This window comes from Massilia sp. CT11-108 (assembly GCF_047302915.1).
GTDB lineage: Bacteria > Pseudomonadota > Gammaproteobacteria > Burkholderiales > Burkholderiaceae_D > Telluria > Telluria orientalis.
Genome location: NZ_JBKYMO010000065.1, coordinates 1 through 18,124, shown reverse-complemented (window position 1 = coordinate 18,124; position 18,124 = coordinate 1). Strand labels below are relative to the sequence as shown.

The following is an 18,124-nucleotide window of genomic DNA, read 5'->3' as shown; positions in this document are numbered from 1 at the left end:
GCTGACCAGCGCGCCGCCGTCCAGCGCGACGGTGGCGGTGAGCGCATCCGTGTTCACGCTGTAGTGCGACAGCGACGCCGCGCTGCCGCTGCCCGCGTTGCCGGCCGCGTCGTGCACCTGGGTCAGGTCCACGCGCAGCTGGTTGCCCGTGCTGCTGCCGGCGCCGGCCTCGGCGTTCAGGGTGCCGGTCCACGTCCTGCCGCCGTCCGCCGTTGCCAGGCCGCTCACGGTCGCGTGCGGGGCCTGCAGCGCGGCGGCCGTGAGGCCGCTCACGCTTTCCGAGAACGTGACCGAAAAGCCGATGCCGTGCGACGGGCCGATCGTCGTGTCGTCGAACAGGATGTCCGCCACGACGGGCGGCTTGCTGTCGATCGCGTACGCGGCCGTGCTGGCCGCGAAGCCGCCGCCGTGGTTGCCGTGGGCGTCGACGACCTGGGCCAGGTCGAGCACGACGTGCAGGCCGCCCGTCTCCACGCCGGGTTGGGCCGTCAGCGTCGCCATCCACGTCTTGCCGCCGTCGGCCGTGTGCACGTTGCTCACGATGGCACCGGGCGCGCTGATCGCGGTTGCCGGCAGCGTGCCCACGCTCTCGGCGAACGCGAAGGTCACGTCCATCGTGCCGCCCGCGTTCAGCATGCCGGCGGCAAGCAGGATCGTCGCGCCGGCGGGGCCGATCGTGTCGACCGCGTATGGGGCGCTCCACGCGCTGCCGGTGCCGGCATGGCCGTTCGCGTCCAGCACCTTGCTCATGTCCACGCCGACGACGTTGCCGGTCCAGTCGCCGCTGCCGTTGGCCGACAGCGTCGCGGTCCAGGTCTTGCCGTCTGCGCTGCCCACCAGGTTCGAGACGCTCGCATGCGGCGCCGAGATCGCGGCGAGGGACAGGTTCGGCACGGCCTGCGTAAACGTGAACGTGGCCTGGATCGTGTGGGCCGCGTCGAGGCTCGTCCCGTCGAGGGCGATGGCGAGCGTGTTGGCGATGCCCGCGACCGCATAGCCCTCCGACTGGGCGCTGCCGCTGCCCGCGTTGCCTGCCAGGTCGTGCACCCTGGTCAGGTCGACGGACAGCACGTTGCCGCTGCTGGGCGCCAGGTCGTTGCTGGCCAGCGTGCCGGTCCACGTCAGGCCGCCGTCCGCCATGTGCAGGCCGCTGACGGCCGCGTGCGGCGCGCTGATGGCGTCCGTGTCCAGGTCGGCCACGGCTTCGCTGAAGCGGATGGTCAGCGTGGCGCCGTGGGTGGCGTCCAGGTTCGTGTTGTCGAGCTCGATGCGGGTCATGGTCGGCGCCACCGTGTCGACCTTGTAGGAGGTCGAGAGGGCGCTGTCGCGGCCGGCGTTGCCGAGCGCATCGTGCACCTTCGTGAGGTCGAGCTTGACCGCATTGTCCGCCTCGGTCAGGCCGCCCTGCGGGGTGAGCGTGGCCGTCCACGTCAATCCGTCGCTCGAATGCTTCAGGTTCGTGAGCGTTGCGTTGGGTGTTTGCAGGGCGCCCGCCGTCAGGTCCGTCACGGCTTCGCTGAACCGGATCGTCAGGGTGGCGCCGCCGCCGCTGTGCAGCACGGTGCTGTCCAGCGCCAGCGTAGCGGTCGGGCCCTGCGTGTCGACGGCGTAGTTGCCGGAGGTCGCCTTGGCGCTGCCCGCGTTGCCGAGCGCGTCGTGCACCTTCGCGAGGTCGAGGGTCACGGTATTGACCGCATTCTCGATGCCGCTCGCCGGCGTCAGCGTGGCCGTCCACGTCAGCCCGTCGCCCGACGGCTGCAGGTTCGTGAGCGTCGCGTTCGGGGCCTGCAGCGCGGCCGCGGTCAGGTCCGTCACCGCTTCGCTGAACCGGATCGTCAGCGTGGCGCTGCTCCCGCCGTGCAGGGTCGTGCTGTCCAGCGCCAGCGTGGCGGTCGGGCCTTCCGTGTCGACGGCGTAGGCCGCGCCGGTGAAGGTGCCGCTGCCCGTGTTGCCGGCCAGGTCCTTCACCTGCGTCAGGTCGACGGAGACGGCGTTGCCGGTCCAGGTGCCGCTGCCGTCCGCGGTCAGGGTCGCGGTCCAGGTCTTGCCGCCGTCGGCCTTCGCGAGGCCGGTCACGTGCGCGTGCGGCGCGCCGATCGCGGCGAGCGGCAGGTCCTGCACGGCTTCGTCGAACGTGAACGTGGCGTGGATGCTGTTGCCGCCGGCGAGCGTGGCGCCGTCCAGCGCGATGGCGACGGCGCCGGGGCCGTGCGTGTCGATGGCGTAGTTGCCGGAGGCCGTGCTGCCGCTGCCGGCATTGCCCGCGACATCGTGCACCTTCGCGAGATCGAGGATGACGGCATTGGTCGCGTCGGTGACGCCGCCCTGCGGGGTGAGCGTGGCCGTCCACGTCAGGTAGTCGCCGGAGTGCTGCAGGTTGGCGAGCGCCGCATTGGGTGCCTGCAGCGCGGCCGCCGTCAGGTCTTTCACGGCCTCGCTGAAATGCAGCGTCAGGCCCAGGGTGCCGCCCGTGTGCACGGCCGTTCCGTCCAGTGCCAAGGTAGCGGTCGGCCCCTGCGTGTCGACGGCGTAGGCGCTGCTTGCGATCGTGCCGCTGCCCGCGTTGCCGGCGAGGTCGGCCACCTTGGCCAGGTCGACGCTGACGGCGTTGCCGGTCCAGGTGCCGGTGCCGTCCGCGGAAAGCGTTGCGGTCCAGGTCTTGCCGCCGTCGCTGCTGGCGAGATTGGACACCGTCGCATGCGGTGCCGTGATCGCGTCCGGCGTCAGGTTCTGCACGCGTTCCGCGAATGTGAACGTGGCATGGACGGGCTTGCCGGCAGCGAGCGTGGCGCCGTCGAGGGCGATGGCGACGGCGTTCGGTCCCTGCGTATCGACCGTGTAGGCCGCCGACACCGCGCTGCCGCTGCCCGCGTTGCCGGCCAGGTCCTTCACCTGGCCCAGGTCGACGGCGAGGACGTCGCCTCCCGCGCTGGTGGCCGCGGTGCCGCTCAGCGTGGCGGTCCAGGTCGTGCCGCCGTCCGTCGTATGCAGGTTCGAGACGGTCGCGTGGCCGGCGTTCAGCGCGGCGGACGTGAGGCCCGTGACGGCTTCGGAAAACGTGATGGTCGCGACGGCATCGTGGCTGCCGCCGAGCAGGGCGTTGTCCAGCGTGACGGTGGCTGTGGGGGCCTGCGTGTCGACCGTGTAGCTGGCGAGGTTGCTCGTGCCGCTGCCGTGGTTGCCGGCCGCGTCGAACACCTTGGTCATGTCCAGGCTCAGGACGTTGCCGAGCGCCGTGGTGGCGTCTTTCGGCGCGGTCAGAAGCACTGTCCACGTGAGACCGCCGTCGCTCCTGGTCAGGCTGGTGATCTCCGCGTGCTGCGCGCTCAACGCATCCGCCGGCAGGTCGTCGACGGCTTCGGAGAACGTCAACGTGACGACGATGCTGCCTCCCGCATTCAGGACGCTGCCGTCGGTGCCGATCTTGAGTAACTGCGGGCCGAGCGTGTCCGGCGCGTCCGGCGTGACGATCGGCACCTGCGAAGTCGAGCGTACGCCGCCGAATGCCGCATGGGCTGTCGACTGCAGCGCATCCGCGCTCATGACCAGGCTGTACGTGTGACCGGGCAGCAGGCCGGCCACGTCCAGCTTGACCTGGGTGCCCTGGATGTCCAGGCTGGATGCCGATATCGTGTGCGTGTCGGTCGCGCCGACCACCCGCAGCGTGGGCTCCCCCGTGACGCGGTCGATCACGGTCTGTATGGCACCGTCCGTGATGATGACCGACCCGCTCCCAGCCGCCATGTCGGTGCTGAAATCCAGGGTAATACTCATGTGGCCCGGCGTGAAGATCGGCTGGGCCGCAAGTAACAACTTGGGCGCGGAGGAGGTAGAGGTCTGGATGGGCATGATCGTTCGCGGAGAGTGTTTGACGTCGTGGAAAAAAGATTCCACAAGGAAAACTTAGTGAACGATCATATCAACAAACCCACCTGGGAAGTGGGTAAGTTGATGTTTTTACGACATATCTGGCTGGAATTCCCCCTTGCCGGGGGGAATTATCAGAGGTGGTAATCGATGATCAGCGGCGCATGGTCCGAAAACCGTTCGTCCTTGTAGATCGACACGGCGTGCGCCTTGGCGGCGATGCCCGGGGTGGCGACGTGGTAATCGATGCGCCACCCGACGTTCTTCGCCCACGCCTGGCCGCGGTTGCTCCACCACGTATATTGCTCGGGGCGCTGGTCGATGCCGCGGTGCACGTCCACGAGGCCCAGTTCGTCGAAGATCCGGGTCATCCAGGCGCGTTCTTCCGGCAGGAAGCCGGAATTCTTCTGGTTGCCCTTCCAGTTCTTGAGGTCGATTTCCTTGTGCGCGATGTTCCAGTCGCCGCAGATCACGATCTCGCGGCCCTCGGCCTTGAGCTCCTGCAGGTGCGGCAGGAACACTTCCATGAAGCGGAACTTGGCTTCCTGGCGCTCCGGCGACGAGGAGCCGGACGGGCAGTACACGGAAATGACGGTCAGGTTGCCCACGTCGGCGCGGGTGTAGCGGCCTTCGTTGTCGAATTCGACGCAGCCGAAGCCCGTCCTGACGGCATCCGGCTTCGTGCGGCTGTAGACGCCCGTGCCCGAGTAACCTTTTTTCTCGGCATAGTGGAAATGGCCGTGGTAACCGTGCGGCGCGAGGAATTCCTCGGTCATGTCGGCCTGCTGGGCTTTCAGCTCCTGGACGCAGATGAAATCGGCGTCCTGGCTGGCCATCCAGTTGAAGAAACCCTTCTTGTGGGCGGAACGGATGCCGTTCAAGTTGGCGGAGATAATTCGTGGCATGGATCTGGACAAAAGTGCGGTGGGCCAAGGGCGATAGTGTAGCTCGTTTTGACTTCCATCAACACATCCATGGCGGTTAAACAAACGTTAAACGCCCGGCCCGGTATACCGGTCAATTCCGATCTCGTCGTGCGGTTGGCTGCGGGCACCGACTAAACCTCTGACGTTTTGATTTATGTCAATACAACGGCGACCTGAACGGCCGCCGCCGTCTTGAGCGCGCCTGATGTGGATAGAATTGCATCTTTCATCCATTAGAAAACCCCCATGCTGATCAAGAGCGAGGACCTGTTGTCCGGCAAACACGGCAAGACGGGGCATTTCGTGCGCTTTTACGACGACAGCGACACGCTGCTCGACGAGGTCGCGTCCTTCATCGAGCGGGCATTGCGGACGCGGGGACGGGCCATCGTCATCGCCACCGGCGCACACACCGATGCGCTGCAACGGCGCCTGGACGAACTGGCGCGCGCGGAAGGGCGTTCCGCGCCGCCGTCGCGCGACGTCGCGTGGTTCGACGCCGAGACGACGCTGGCGCGCCTGATGGTCGACGGCTGGCCCGACCGCGCCCGTTTCGAGTACGAGGTCGGTCGCGTGGTGGCCGAAGCCTGCGCCGGCGGCGCACCCGTCCACGCGTTCGGCGAGATGGTGGCGCTGCTGTGCGCGCGCGGCCGCTACGACGCGGCCCTGCACCTGGAGCGGCTGTGGAACGAGCTGGCGCGCAAGCTCGACTTCTCGCTGTTCTGCGCTTATCCCTGGACCCTGTTTCCAACGTCCGACGCGGCGCACGTGTTCCGCCAGGTCTGCGCGGGGCACGACCACGCCTGCGCCGACGTGGCGGCGCCGCTGCCGTCCGGGCAACCCGTCGACATCAACCTGGTCCGGCTCGAGCAGAAAGTGCATGCGCTGCACGCGGAGGCGGCGCGGCGGCGCCAGGCGGAGCGCGACCTGCTGCGGCGCGAACGCGAGTTCGCCGACATGGTCGAGAACGCGGCCGAAGGACTGCACCAGGTCGGCGCCGACGGCACGATCCTGTGGGCCAACAAGGCCGAGCTGCAGATGCTCGGCTACCGCTGGGAAGAATACGTCGGGCACCATGCCGCCCGGTTCCACGCCGATCCGGCCGTCGCCGCCGATATGTTGGCGCGGCTGGCGGCCGGCGAAACGGTGGTGGACCAGCCGGCGCGCCTGCGCTCCAAGGACGGTTCGATCCGGCACGTGGTCATCCGCGCGAACGCCTGTTTCGAGGACGGCCGCCTGCGCTACACCCGCTGCTTCGTGCGCGACACGACCGAACACGTGCGCATGCAGGCCGAACTGGAGGGCGTCCACCGCGCCGAGGACGCATTCCTCGCCATGGTCGGCCGGGCGCTGCGGGCGCCGCGCACGGAACGGCGCCTGCACCGTCTCACGCGGGTGGTGGAACACCGGCTTCGCGGGCGGGGGCGGGGCGGATTACAATACCGGTTTTCACAGTTCGAGGGTCGTGTCGTGGACAATCTGCGCCAACAGTTCATTGCGTTTTCAGTCGAAGCCGAAGTCTTGAAGTTCGGCCAGTTCATCACCAAGGCGGGCCGCCAGTCGCCGTACTTCTTCAACGCGGGCCTGTTCCACGACGGCGCCACGCTCGGCAAGCTGGCCGATTTCTACGCCCAGACCCTGCTCGATTCCGGCCTCGAATTCGACATGCTGTTCGGCCCGGCCTATAAAGGCATCACGCTCGCCTCCGCGACCGCCGTGGCGCTGGCCGCGAAAGGCCGCAACACCTCGTTCGCCTATAACCGCAAGGAAGCCAAGGACCACGGCGAAGGCGGCACCATCGTCGGCGCCAAATTGGCGGGCAAGGTCGTCATCATCGACGACGTGATCTCGGCCGGCACCTCGGTGCGCGAATCGGTGGCGATGATCCGCGCCGCCGGCGCCGAACCGGCCGCCGTGCTGATCGCGCTCGACCGCATGGAACGGGGCGGCAAGGACGGCGTGCTGTCGCCGCTGTCGGCCGTGCAGGAAGTCAGCCAGACCTACGGCATCCCCGTGATCTCGATCGCCAGCCTGGCCGACCTGTTCGGCTACCTGGAAGCCGATCCGTCGCTGGCCCAGCACAAGGACGCCGTCGCGGCGTATCGCCAGCAATACGGCGTGGCCTGAGCCTGCGGAATGTGATGTAATGGCGGCAACTATTTGGGAGCTGCCATGAACAACGTCGCGCGCGGTTTTCTGACTGCCATTCTCTCGTTGGCGCTCGCGGGCTTCGGCCTGTGCGGCGCCGTCGGCACTTTCAGCGGGCTTGCCGGCCTGTCCTCGCCCGGGCCCGAGAACTTCTCGTCGGTCGCGCTCGTTTTCGGCCTGATCGGGCTCGGCATCGCCTTCGTGTGCGGCTGGATTGTCATCAGGTTGTGGCGCAAGCGTCCGCCCGGCGGAGCATGAAGGGCGCCGTCCTGCCCGCTGCGACCGCGCAATGGGTTCACCTCGTATTCGAATGGCTGGCCCTCGCCGGCGGCGTGCAGCTGTACCGCTGGCAGCGCCGACGCGCCCGTCAACCCGCGCTGCTGCAGCCGGGCTCCTTCGCCGTCGTCGTCGGCAGCATCCTCGGTGCCGCCATCGGCAACAAGCTCGTGTTCTGGATCGAGATGCCGCACCTGTGGCAGGGCACGGTGCCGGATTGGCGCCTGATCGCGTCGGGCCAGTCGATCGTCGGCGGGCTGCTGGGCGGCCTCATCGGCGTGGAGATCGCCAAGAAGCGCACGGGTATCCGCCGCTCGACGGGCGACCAGTTCATCCTGCCCCTCGTCGCCGGCACGGTCGTGGGCCGCATCGGCTGCTTCCTCGCGGGCCTGCATGACGGGACGTACGGCGTACCGACCGCGCTGCCGTGGGGCGTCGACTTTGGCGACGGCATCGCCCGCCATCCCACGCAGGTCTACGACATGCTGTTCGTGCTGGGTGTGGGCAGCTTGCTGTGGCGCTGGCGCGCGCCGCTCGCGCGCAGTTCCGGGCTCGCGTTCAAGCTGTATCTCGCGTCCTACCTGGTCTGGCGGCTCGTCGTCGATGGCATCAAGCCGGTGCCGTATGCGTACGTGTTCGGGCTGTCGGGCATCCAGTGGGTGTGCATCGTGGCGCTGGCCTGTTATCTGCCGTTCGTAATCCTTCAATCCAGGGAGCTGGCTCGTACATGACTCTTTTCGCTGATTCCCGCGCACGCGGCGGGATGCTGGTCCTGGCTCTCGCTTTCATCGGCGGCACCGGCTGCGTCGCGATCGATGCGGTCAACAAGAACCGCTATGAGCGTCAGCAGCGCGACGCGGAAGCAGCCCGCCGGCGCCGCATCGCCGAGCTGGCGGGCGCTGCCGCGGCCGGCAACCCGGCAGCGCGCACCTCGCTCGCGTATACCCTGGTGTCCACGTCGGACCGGAAACAGGCGGACGTGCCGCGTGCGCTGGGCCTGCTGGAGCAGGCGAGCGCGCAGGACTACGCTCCGGCCCAGGCGCTGTTGGGGGAGATGTTGGGCGGTACGAGGTCGTGGGGAGGCTACGAACCTTTCGGTGCCAACCCACGGGATCGAGCGCGCGGCATTGTCCTGCTGCAGCGTGCCGCCACCAAAATTTGCGTGGTCCAGCCCGGACCGGACGTGTTTCGCGTCGAGCCCGCGCTGCGGGCCGCGCAGCTGCTGGCCCGTGCCGGCCACTCCGACGAGTCCCGGCTCTGGCGGGCGCGCAACATCCTGCATTGCGGCGGCGGAGACGTGAAGTATCTGTCGTGGGAGGTGAAAGCAGATCGCGCTTCCCCCGCAGAGCGCATCGATGCGCTGGCGCTGCTGACGTTGACCGGCAACGCCGCGGCCATCGCAGGCGCCAAAGCCATGCTTCCTGCAGATATGGTCGCTGCCGCCGACCGCCTGGCCGACGACCTGCGCCGCCAGGTCGCGGCGTCCGAACGCGACTATCCCGCGCCGCCGCGCAAGGAGCTCCCATGACCCGCAAGTCCCGCCCCTATCTGTTCTACGACACGACGACCTCCGTCTGCTCGACCTGCCTGCACCCGGTCGAAGCGAAGATCGTGTTCAAGGACGACAAGGTCTACATGGACAAATGGTGCGGCGCGCATGGCACCGAGCGCGTGCTCGTCAGCGACGACGTCGCGTACTACCGCCTGTGCCGCGAAGTCTTCGTCAAGCACCCGGAGATGCCGCAGCGGTTCAACACGAAGATGGAGTACGGCTGTCCGTACGACTGCGGCCTGTGCCCGGACCACATGCAGCACTCGTGCCTGTCCGTCGTCGAGATCACGGACAACTGCAACCTGAACTGCCCCGTGTGCTATGCGGAGAGCGGCACGCACCGCGAGCGGCATCGTCCGTTGGCGGAAGTGATCCGCATGCTCGACGCCGTCGTCGCCAACGAAGGCGAGGCGGACGTGATGCAGCTGTCCGGCGGCGAGCCCACCCTGCATCCGGAGTTCTGGGACATCCTCGACGCCGCGAAAGCGCGCCCCATCAAGCACGTGATGATCAACACGAACGGCGTCGTGCTCGCGCAGGACAAGGGCTTCGTGCAGCGCCTCGCCGGCTACGCGCCCGGCGTCGAGGTCTACCTGCAATTCGATTCGCTGCGCGCGGAGGTGCATCGCGAATTGCGCGGCGCCGACCTCACGCGCATCCGCCGCCAGGCGCTCGACAACCTCAATGAAGCAGGCCTGTCGACGACGCTCGTCGTCACGCTCAAGAAAGGCCTGAACGACGGCGAGATCGGCGAGATCATCGACTTCGCGCTGCAGCAGCCCTGCGTGCGCGGCGTGACCTTGCAGCCGATCCAGGATGCCGGCCGCGTCGAAGACTACGATCCGCGCCTGCACCGCCTGACGGTGTCGGAGATCCGGCGCCGCATCGCCGAGCAAAGCGGCTTGTTCACGCTGGAGGACGTGGTGCCCGTGCCGTGCAATCCGGACACGCTGGCGATGGCGTACGCGATCAAGACGAAGGAGGGCACCGTGCCGCTGACGCGCTGGCTGGATCCGCAGACGCTCGTCGAAGGCAGCGGCAACACGATCGTGTTCGAACGCGACCCCGCGCTGCACGGCGCCGTGAAGGACCGCATCTTTGAACTGTTCTCGACGAACCACTCGCCGGAATCGCAGGCCAATTGCCTGTCGGAGCTGATGTGCTGCCTGCCGCTCGTCAGGGCGCCATCCGCGCTCCGCTACGACAACGTGTTCCGCGTATTGATCGTGCAGTTCATGGACGCGTATTCGCTGGACGTGCGCGCGCTGAAGAAATCGTGCATCCACTTCGCGCTGCCGGACGGCCGCCTCGTTCCGTTCGAAAGCTACAACCTGCTGTACCGCGACGGCCGCCGGCTCGAAGCGATCCGCGCCGGCATCGCGTCGGACTTCGCGCGCGGGCGCGGGCCGGCCACGATACCGCTGGTACCCGTGACCGATTGAATCAGGCGACCGCGGGTTCCACGACGTACTGCGCCACCTGGGCGGCCAGCGCCTTGCGGTAGGCGGGGCGCGCCGTGCAGCGGTCGCGCCAGGCCGCGAGGCGGGCGAAGCGTTCGACGTAGCCCATACCGTCGAGCAGGCGCACGACGGTCGTCATGAGGATGTCGGCCGCGCCGAATTCGCCGGCGAGACTGGTGCGGCCTTCCAGCCAGTCGTCCACCTGGCCCAGGCGCTTCAGCGCGATCTCTTCGAGCACGGGGCGCTGCGCCTCGGCCCATGGCTGGTCCATGGAAAACGCGACGAGGTTGGCGAGGTTGCCCACGTAGGGCTCGACCGAATTCAGTGCGGCGAACATCCACATCGTCGCCTGCGCACGCGCGGCCGGATCGCGCGGCAGCAGGACGGGATGGCGCTCGCCCAGGTGCAGCAGGATCGCGCCGGTTTCGAACAGCGCCAGGTCGCCGTCGTGCAGAACGGGCACCTGGGCGAACGGCTGCTCGCGGCGGTAGGCGGGCGCTTCCTTCTCCTCGAAGCCGATCAGGCGCAGGTCGTAGGACTGGCCGGCTTCCTCGAGGGCCCAGCGCACGCGCAGGTCGCGCACGTGGCCCACGGCAAACGAGGGAACCGAACGGAAGGTGGTCAGCGTGTACATGTGTCGTCTCCTTGTGGTGAATGGAAACCAGAATACGCGGCCACATAATATGTTCAAGAACATAATGTGAATACGCGCATAATGCCGTTCTCGAAAGGAGACGCGAATGCCCTACAGTAGCGAACACAAGGCCCAGACCCGCGAACGCATCGTGCATGCGGCGCGCCGGCTGTTCAACCGCCATGGCTTCGAACAAGTGTCGATCGACCGCGTGATGTCCGAGGCCGGCCTCACGCGCGGCGGCTTTTATCACCACTTCGACAGCAAGGACGATTTGTACGCGGCGGCCGTCGCCAGCTTCAGCACGTGCAATCCGTTCAAGCCCGATTTCAAGGACTCGCCGCCGCCCGCGCCGCGCGAGCTGGCGCGCATGCTGGTCGACATCTACCTGAGCGACGAGGTGTTCGACAACATCGAGGCGCATTGTCCGTTGTACGCATTGCCGGGCGACGTGGCGCGCGCGGGGCTGTCGCCGCAGAAGGCGTACACGCAGCTGATCCGCAATCTCGTGCACGTGTACGCGGGCGCGCTCAAGCACGAAACCGACGGCGAGCAGCGCGCGCAGGCCATCGTCGCGCTGTGCGTGGGCGGGATGGTGCTGGCGCGGACCACGGACGATGCGGCGCTGCGCCGCTCGCTGCGGGCGGCGGCAAGGACGCAGGCGCTGGCGCTGCTGGAAGCGATGTAAACGCCGCGTATAAATTCGGGCGTGCCCCCGGTGTCATGACAATTGGTGAGTTTTTCGCGGCGTAAACACCCTAGACTGCTTGGCACCGGGTAGCAGGTGCTACCCGATCACAATAACTAGGGAGTCAACACATGGCCACGCAGCCGCTCTTCGACATCGGAAACGTCATCCTCGCGCCTTCGCCCACCTTCGCACGGCTGAAGGACAAGCCTCGCCCCTTCATCCCCCTGCTCGTCCTGATCCTGCTGACGCTGGCCGTGAGCTGCTGGTACGTCTCGTCGCTCGATTTCGCCTGGTTCCGCGAGCACATGCTGGCGGCGCAGGGACCCATGAAACCGGAAGCGCGTGCCGCGATGGCGCAGTTCATGACGCCGAAGACGATGATGTGGAGCTCCGGCATCGGCGCCGTGGTGGGCACGCCGCTCATCTGCGCCGTCGTGGCGCTGTACTACCTGTTGGCGGGCAAGGTGATGGGCACCGGCATCGGCTACGGCAAGTGGTTCGGCTTCGCCGTCTGGACCAGTATCCCGCGCCTGCTGACGGTGCCCCTGTCGGTGCTGCAGATCCTGACGTCGGGCGGCCGCCTGGCGCCGGAAGACATGAACATGGTGTCGCTCAACTACCTGCTGCTGCACGTGCCCATGTCCAGCCCCTGGTTCGGCTTCGCCACCAATCTCGACCTGACGTCGGTGTGGTCCATCGCGCTGGCCGTGCTCGGCCTGAAGGCGTGGACGGGACGCTCGACCGCCGCCTGCGTGACGGTCGCCGTGCTGCCGTACGCGGTCGTCTACGGCATCTGGGCCGCGAAGATCGCCTTCCTCGGATAAGCGCATGAAGAAGAAACTGATAGGCGCGGCCATCGTCGCGGCGTTCTTCATCGTCCCCGTGGTGGTGAAGTTCGCGGGCAAGCAGACGCGCCGCGAGGCCGAGCTGGCGACCGTGCAGAAGCTGGCCATCCACCCGGCCATCCTCGCGACCGGCAACCTCGTGTTCCGCCAGGAGGTGCAGCTGTCGGCGGAGGTCATCGGCAAGGTGGCCGGCGTGCTCGTGAAGGAGGGCGACCAGGTGAACCGCGGCGATACCCTGCTGCGGCTCGATCCGACCGTATACCTGGCCGAGGTGGCGCAGCAGGAAGCGAACCGCCGCAACGCCGCGATCGCGATCGAACGCGCCCAGATCAACCTCGCAAACCAGCAGCGCAACCTGGACCGCATGGGCCAGCTGTACAAGGCGAAGTACATCGACATCTCCAAGTACGACGACGCCGTGCACCAGGTCGATCTCGCCAAGGTCGAGCTGCGCGCCAGCCGCGAGACGCTCGAGCAGGCCAGCGCGCTGCTGTCGCAGGCGCGCGAGCACCTGGCCAAGACGGAAGTGCGCGCGCCCATCGACGGCACCGTGACGGCCGTGCCGATCAAGATCGGCGAGACGGCCGTCGCCAGCGCCACCGGCATCGCGGGATCGTCGCTGATGACGATCGCCGACGTCGGCTCCATCATGGCCGAGGTGAACGTGGACGAAGCGGACATCGCGCGCGTGGGCGTCGGCCAGCAGGCGAAGGTGTTCCCGGCCGCGTTCCCCGACCAGCCCGTGACGGGCCGCGTGGAAAGCGTGGCGATGGCGCCGAAGACCGTCCTCGGCGCGCAGACGCAGGGCCGCAGCTACGTCGTCAAGCTGCGCCTCGACGACGCGAAGCTCGCGCTGCGCTCCGGCATGACGTGCCGCGTCGAGATCGTCGTCGGCAACGGTGCCGCGCGCGCCGCGGTGCCGATCCAGGCCGTGCTGAGCGAGGAAATCCCGGGCGCGAAGGACAAGGTGAAGAACACCAGCTACGTGTTCGTCGTGCAGGACGGGAAAGTGAAAAAGACGACGGTGGAACTGGGCCTGTCGGACGACGCCAACCAGGAAGTGACGAAGGGCGTGGCGGCCGGCCAGACGATCGCCGTGGGCCCCGCGCGCCTGCTGCGCGAGCTGCACGACGGCGATGCCGTGGTCGCGAAGAAGGCCGACGTGAAGGTTGCGGAAGGAGCGCATCCGTGATCCGGCTGGAAGGCGTGACGCGGCAGTACACGATGGGCGACCAGACCGTACATGCGCTGCAGGGCGTCGACCTGCACATCCGGGCCAATGAATTCGTCGCGTTCATCGGCGCGTCCGGCTCCGGCAAGTCGACCATGATGAACATCGTCGGGTGCCTCGATCGCCCCAGCAGCGGCGCGTACTGGCTCAACGGCCGCGAGGTCGCGACGATGTCCGGCGACGAGCTGGCGCGCGTGCGCAACCAGGAGATCGGCTTCATCTTCCAGAGCTTTCACCTGCTGCCCCGCGCGAGTGCGCTCGACAACGTGGCACAGCCGCTGATCTACCGCGGCATCGCGCTGCGCGAACGCCTCGCGCTGGCGGAACAGGCCTTGCAGCGCGTGGGCCTCGGCGGACGGCTGCATCACCGGCCCAACGAATTGTCGGGCGGCCAGCGGCAGCGCGTCGCGATCGCCCGTGCGCTCGTGGGCAAGCCGTCGATCCTGCTGGCCGACGAACCGACGGGTAACCTCGATTCCGCCACCAGCGAAGAGATCCTGGCGCTGATCCGCGAACTGCATGCGGGCGGGCAGACGGTCGTCATGGTGACGCACGAGCCCGAGATCGCGGCGCAGTGCCGGCGCGTCGTGCGGCTGCGCGACGGGCGGATCGTGTCGGACACGAGGAATGATGCGGAGAACGCGGCATGAACCTGTTTCTCGAAAGCCTGCGCTCGGCGCTGGCATCGATCCGCGCGCACCGGCTGCGCAGCTTCCTCACGTCGCTCGGCATCATCATCGGGGTGGCGTCGGTGATCACCGTGATCTCGCTGATCCAGGGCCTGTCGAAAAGCGTCACCGACCAGTTCGAGGGGCTGGGCGGCAACGGCCTGACGGTGCGGCCGCACAACGAGTTCAAGGAGGTCATGCGCGGCAAGGTGAACTACCTGCGCTTCGACGACGTGGAGCAGCTGCGCCTGCGCGTGGACGGCATCCGCAACCTCAGCCCCGTGTTCACGCCCGGCTTTTCCGAGGTGCGCTTCACGGGGATGTCGGCGACGGCGCAGGTGTTCGCCACGACGGCCAGCTACCAGGAAGTAAACGGCCGCTACGCGCGGCTGGGGCGGTTCCTCAGCGCGTCCGACGACGCCGGCGCGCGCCGCGTGGCCGTCATCGGCGAGAAGCTGATCGAGGACCTGCACCTGCCGCCGAACCCGGTCGGGCAATTCGTCCTGTACGCGAACGAGTGGTTCAAGATCGTCGGCGTGATGGAAAAGCGGGGCGAGATCTTCGGTATGTCGCAGGACAACTACATGATCATCCCGTTCAAGACGGGGCAGAGCATCATCGGCAACAACACGCGCCCGCAGCTGCAGATCACCGTGGCCGTGCGCGACCTGGGCCGGCTGGACGCGACCCGCAGCCACATCCGCATGGTGATGCGCCAGGCGCACCGCCTGAAGCCCGACGACACGGACGATTTCGAGATCGAATCGGCCGACCAGATCGCGAAATCGTTCGAGAAGCTGAGCGGTACCGTCACGCTCGTGATGAGCGGCGTGGTCGGCATCGCGCTGCTGGTGGGCGGCATCGGCATCATGAACATCATGCTGGTGTCGGTGAAGGAGCGCACGCGCGAGATCGGCATCTGCAAGGCGATCGGCGCGCGCAGCCGCGACATCCTGCTGCAGTTCCTGATCGAGGCCGTCACCCTGTCGCTGCTGGGCGGGCTGCTGGGCCTCGTGATCGGCTACGCGCTGGGCGTCGGCATTGCCGCGATGATCCCGGACTTCCCGCCGGCCGTCGTGCCGTGGTGGGCGGTGGCGCTGTCCGTGCTGTTCTCGGGCGGCGTGGGCGTCGTGTTCGGCGTGGTACCGGCGAGCCAGGCGGCGCGGCTCGATCCGATCGACGCGCTTCGCTACGAATAAAACCGGGGTCAGAGTCCTTTTTTGGGCAATTTCCCGGCAAACTTTGCCCAAAACCGGGCTCTGACCCCGGTTTTAGGCAATTGGCGGACGTAAAAAAACCGGAGCGTGCTCCGGTTTTTCGTTGGCGGAAAAGGATCAGGCCGCCAGCTTCTTCTTCAGCAGCTCGGTCACCTGTGCCGGATTCGCCTTGCCCTTCGACGCCTTCATGCACTGGCCGATCAGCGCGTTGATCGCCGCTTCCTTGCCGGCCTTGTACTGCTCGACCGACTTGGCATTGTTGGCGAGGACTTCGTCGACGATCGCTTCCAGCGCGCCCGTGTCCGAGATCTGCTTCAGGCCTTCGCGCTCGATGATCGTGTCGGCCAGGTGCTCGTCTTCCGACTGCGCTTCCCACATCAGGCTGAACACCTTCTTGCCCGCGTTGTTCGAGATCGTGCCGTCGGCGATGCGCTTCAGCAGCAGGGCCAGTTGCGATGCTTCGACCGGCGAGTTCTCGATCGCGACGTCGGCGCGGTTCAGCGCGGACGACACGTCGCCCATCAGCCAGTTCGCGGCCGCCTTGGCGCTTTCCTTGCCGGCCTTGGCGACGACGGCTTCGTAATACGTGGCCATCGCCTGCGACGACGTCAGGATCAGCGCGTCGTATTCCGGCAGGCCGTAGTCGCCGATGAAGCGTTCGCGCATCGCGGCCGGCAGTTCCGGCATGCCGGCTTTCACGCGGTCGATCCAGTCCTGCGAGATCGCGAGCGGCGGCAGGTCGGGGTCCGGGAAGTAGCGGTAATCCTGCGCGTCTTCCTTGGTGCGCATCTCGCGCGTTTCCTTGCGGTCCGGATCCCACAGGCGCGTGGCCTGCACGACCTTGCCGCCGTCCTCGATCAGCTCGATCTGGCGGCGTACTTCGTAGTGGATCGCTTCTTCCATGAAGCGGAACGAGTTCAGGTTCTTGATCTCGCAGCGGGTGCCGAATTCCTTCTGGCCAACGGGGCGCACGGACACGTTGACGTCGCAGCGGAACGAACCTTCCTGCATGTTGCCGTCGCAGACGCCCAGCCACATCACGAGTCCGTGCAGCGCCTTCGCATAGGCCACGGCTTCGGCGGCGCTGCGGATTTCCGGCTCGGAAACGATCTCCAGCAGCGGCGTGCCGGCGCGGTTCAGGTCGATGCCGCTCATGCCGTGGTAATCCTCGTGCAGCGACTTGCCGGCGTCTTCCTCGAGGTGGGCGCGGGTCAGGTTGACGGTCTTCGTCTCCAGCTTGCCGTCCTTCTCGAACGCGAACGTGAGGCTGCCGCCTTGCACGACCGGGTCTTCGAACTGGCTGATCTGGTAACCCTTCGGCAGGTCGGGATAAAAGTAGTTCTTGCGCGCGAAGACGGATTGCGGCGCGATCTTCGCACCGACCGCGAGGCCGAAGCAGATGGCGCGTTCGACGGCGCCCTTGTTCATCACGGGCAACACGCCCGGCAGCGCCAGGTCGACGGGGCTCGCCTGCGTGTTCGGCTCGGCGCCGAACTTGATCGAGCTGCCGCTGAAGATTTTGGAGTTGGTCGTGAGCTGGACGTGGTTCTCAAGACCGATGACGACTTCCCATTGCATGGTGTTCTCTCTTGTATGTCAGTGCGTCAAACGCCTTCGGGCGCGCGGGTATGCCAATCCGTGGCTTGCTGGTACTGGTGCGCGATGTTCAGCAGCTTCGCCTCGGCGAAATAATTGCCGATGATTTGCAGGCCCACCGGGCGCTTTGCATTCCGCATTGCTCCCTCCTTGCCTTGGCCGAAACCGCAAGGGATCGACATGCCGGGCAGGCCGGCGAGGCTCGTCGACAAGGTGAAGATATCGGCCAGGTAGTTCGCCACCGGGTCGTTCGCCTTGGAACCCAGGTCCCACGCGACGCTCGGGGCCACCGGGCCCATGATCACGTCGCACTTGTCGCGGAACGCGGCCTGGAAATCGTCGGCGATCAGGCGGCGGATCTTCTGCGCCTGCACGTAATAGGCGTCGTAGTAGCCGTGGCACAGCACGTACGTGCCGACCATGATGCGGCGCTGGACTTCCTTGCCGAAGCCTTGCGCACGCGTCTTCTTGTACATGTCCTGCAGGTCGGTGTATTCCGGGGCGCGGTAGCCGTAGCGCACGCCGTCGAAGCGCGACAGGTTCGACGACGCTTCCGCCGGCGCGATGATGTAGTACACGGGAATCGACAGCGACGTCTTCGGCAGCGAGATCTCGACCAGCGTCGCGCCCAGCTTCACGAATTCGTCCAGCGCGGCGCGCACGGCCTGCTCGACGTCCGCGGCCAGGCCTTCACCGAAGTATTCCTTCGGCACGCCGATGCGCAGGCCGGTCAGGGGCTGGTTCAGGTCGCGCGTAAAGTCTTCGCGCGCATTGCCCTGTTCCGGCGTGAGGCTCGTCGAATCGCGCTCGTCGAAACCGACCATCTCGTTCAGCAGCAGGGCGCAATCTTCCGCCGTGCGGGCCATCGGGCCGCCCTGGTCGAGCGACGAGGCGAACGCGATCATGCCGAAGCGCGACACGCGGCCGTACGTCGGCTTGATGCCGGTGATGCCGCAGAACGCGGCCGGCTGGCGGATCGAGCCGCCGGTGTCGGTGCCGGTCGCGGCCGGCAC

At 67.2% G+C, this 18,124-nt stretch carries 15 protein-coding genes and 1 pseudogene; 11 read left to right on the top strand and 5 right to left on the bottom strand.

Annotation, left to right across the window (positions count from 1 at the left end; all coding sequences use genetic code 11):
* Both ACEN88_RS08370 and ACEN88_RS08365 read right to left on the bottom strand, forming a co-directional pair.
* A partial coding sequence (locus ACEN88_RS08370) for an Ig-like domain-containing protein (RefSeq protein WP_413338686.1) occupies window positions 1-3,849 on the bottom strand: 3,849 nt, incomplete at its 3' end.
* A gap of 152 nt (window positions 3,850-4,001) precedes the next feature.
* Window positions 4,002-4,772, bottom strand: coding sequence for an exodeoxyribonuclease III (locus ACEN88_RS08365; RefSeq protein WP_413338684.1), 771 nt, complete (start codon window positions 4,770-4,772; stop codon window positions 4,002-4,004).
* 267 nt (window positions 4,773-5,039) lie between these two features.
* Here ACEN88_RS08365 and ACEN88_RS08360 point away from each other — a divergent pair.
* The 6 genes and pseudogenes from ACEN88_RS08360 to ACEN88_RS08335 all read left to right on the top strand — a co-directional run.
* Window positions 5,040-6,080: pseudogene (locus tag ACEN88_RS08360) on the top strand (MEDS domain-containing protein); the annotation flags it as partial.
* Between the two features lie 183 nt (window positions 6,081-6,263).
* Complete coding sequence (gene pyrE / locus ACEN88_RS08355; RefSeq protein WP_371765968.1) at window positions 6,264-6,920, top strand: orotate phosphoribosyltransferase; 657 nt, start codon at window positions 6,264-6,266, stop codon at window positions 6,918-6,920.
* A 45-nt stretch (window positions 6,921-6,965) separates the two neighbouring features.
* Window positions 6,966-7,199, top strand: a complete 234-nt coding sequence (locus ACEN88_RS08350) for a hypothetical protein (protein ID WP_413338682.1) — start codon at window positions 6,966-6,968, stop codon at window positions 7,197-7,199.
* Complete coding sequence (locus ACEN88_RS08345) at window positions 7,196-7,948, top strand: prolipoprotein diacylglyceryl transferase (RefSeq protein WP_413338680.1); 753 nt, start codon at window positions 7,196-7,198, stop codon at window positions 7,946-7,948. Before ACEN88_RS08350 ends, ACEN88_RS08345 begins: the two co-directional genes overlap by 4 nt.
* Before the next feature lie 32 nt (window positions 7,949-7,980).
* Window positions 7,981-8,745, top strand: coding sequence for a hypothetical protein (locus ACEN88_RS08340; protein ID WP_413338678.1), 765 nt, complete (start codon window positions 7,981-7,983; stop codon window positions 8,743-8,745).
* Complete coding sequence (locus ACEN88_RS08335) at window positions 8,742-10,211, top strand: radical SAM protein (protein WP_413338676.1); 1,470 nt, start codon at window positions 8,742-8,744, stop codon at window positions 10,209-10,211. Before ACEN88_RS08340 ends, ACEN88_RS08335 begins: the two co-directional genes overlap by 4 nt.
* 1 nt (window position 10,212) lies before the next feature.
* On the opposite strand, the gene ACEN88_RS08330 is transcribed toward ACEN88_RS08335, so the two are convergent.
* A complete protein-coding gene (locus ACEN88_RS08330; RefSeq protein WP_413338674.1) occupies window positions 10,213-10,863 on the bottom strand; it encodes a glutathione S-transferase family protein in 651 nt (216 codons plus the stop codon).
* A gap of 106 nt (window positions 10,864-10,969) precedes the next feature.
* On the opposite strand from ACEN88_RS08330, the gene ACEN88_RS08325 reads away from it, so the two are divergent.
* The 5 genes from ACEN88_RS08325 (at window position 10,970) to ACEN88_RS08305 (ending at window position 15,497) form a co-directional block, all read left to right on the top strand.
* Window positions 10,970-11,551 (top strand): TetR/AcrR family transcriptional regulator, encoded by a 582-nt coding sequence (locus ACEN88_RS08325; RefSeq protein WP_413338672.1) that lies wholly within the window; start codon window positions 10,970-10,972, stop codon window positions 11,549-11,551.
* A 131-nt stretch (window positions 11,552-11,682) separates the two neighbouring features.
* A complete protein-coding gene (locus tag ACEN88_RS08320; protein WP_413338670.1) occupies window positions 11,683-12,378 on the top strand; it encodes a YIP1 family protein in 696 nt (231 codons plus the stop codon).
* A gap of 4 nt (window positions 12,379-12,382) precedes the next feature.
* Complete coding sequence (locus ACEN88_RS08315; RefSeq protein ID WP_413338668.1) at window positions 12,383-13,591, top strand: efflux RND transporter periplasmic adaptor subunit; 1,209 nt, start codon at window positions 12,383-12,385, stop codon at window positions 13,589-13,591.
* Window positions 13,588-14,280, top strand: coding sequence for an ABC transporter ATP-binding protein (locus tag ACEN88_RS08310; protein WP_413338666.1), 693 nt, complete (start codon window positions 13,588-13,590; stop codon window positions 14,278-14,280). Before ACEN88_RS08315 ends, ACEN88_RS08310 begins: the two co-directional genes overlap by 4 nt.
* Window positions 14,277-15,497: an ABC transporter permease gene (locus tag ACEN88_RS08305; protein ID WP_413338664.1), complete on the top strand. Its 1,221-nt coding sequence runs from the start codon at window positions 14,277-14,279 to the stop codon at window positions 15,495-15,497. Before ACEN88_RS08310 ends, ACEN88_RS08305 begins: the two co-directional genes overlap by 4 nt.
* Before the next feature lie 135 nt (window positions 15,498-15,632).
* Here the strand turns inward: ACEN88_RS08305 and gatB are convergent, their stop codons facing one another.
* Entirely contained in the window at window positions 15,633-17,093 is a 1,461-nt protein-coding gene (gene gatB / locus ACEN88_RS08300; protein ID WP_413338662.1) for an Asp-tRNA(Asn)/Glu-tRNA(Gln) amidotransferase subunit GatB, read from the bottom strand.
* Window positions 17,094-17,119: 26 nt separating this feature from the next.
* Window positions 17,120-18,124 (bottom strand): amidase family protein (locus ACEN88_RS08295; protein ID WP_413338660.1); only part of this gene is annotated, 1,005 nt, incomplete at its 5' end.

Excerpts from the sequence above, each read along its gene's own strand:
- ACEN88_RS08365 (WP_413338684.1), bottom strand. The coding sequence starts at position 4,772 with ATGCCACGAATTATCTCCGCCAACTTGAACGGCATCCGTTCCGCCCAC.
- ACEN88_RS08350 (WP_413338682.1), top strand. The coding sequence starts at position 6,966 with ATGAACAACGTCGCGCGCGGTTTTCTGACTGCCATTCTCTCGTTGGCG.
- ACEN88_RS08345 (WP_413338680.1), top strand. The coding sequence starts at position 7,196 with ATGAAGGGCGCCGTCCTGCCCGCTGCGACCGCGCAATGGGTTCACCTC.
- ACEN88_RS08340 (WP_413338678.1), top strand. The coding sequence starts at position 7,981 with ATGCTGGTCCTGGCTCTCGCTTTCATCGGCGGCACCGGCTGCGTCGCG.
- ACEN88_RS08335 (WP_413338676.1), top strand. The coding sequence starts at position 8,742 with ATGACCCGCAAGTCCCGCCCCTATCTGTTCTACGACACGACGACCTCC.
- ACEN88_RS08330 (WP_413338674.1), bottom strand. The coding sequence starts at position 10,863 with ATGTACACGCTGACCACCTTCCGTTCGGTTCCCTCGTTTGCCGTGGGC.
- ACEN88_RS08325 (WP_413338672.1), top strand. The coding sequence starts at position 10,970 with ATGCCCTACAGTAGCGAACACAAGGCCCAGACCCGCGAACGCATCGTG.
- ACEN88_RS08320 (WP_413338670.1), top strand. The coding sequence starts at position 11,683 with ATGGCCACGCAGCCGCTCTTCGACATCGGAAACGTCATCCTCGCGCCT.
- ACEN88_RS08315 (WP_413338668.1), top strand. The coding sequence starts at position 12,383 with ATGAAGAAGAAACTGATAGGCGCGGCCATCGTCGCGGCGTTCTTCATC.
- ACEN88_RS08305 (WP_413338664.1), top strand. The coding sequence starts at position 14,277 with ATGAACCTGTTTCTCGAAAGCCTGCGCTCGGCGCTGGCATCGATCCGC.
- gatB (WP_413338662.1), bottom strand. The coding sequence starts at position 17,093 with ATGCAATGGGAAGTCGTCATCGGTCTTGAGAACCACGTCCAGCTCACG.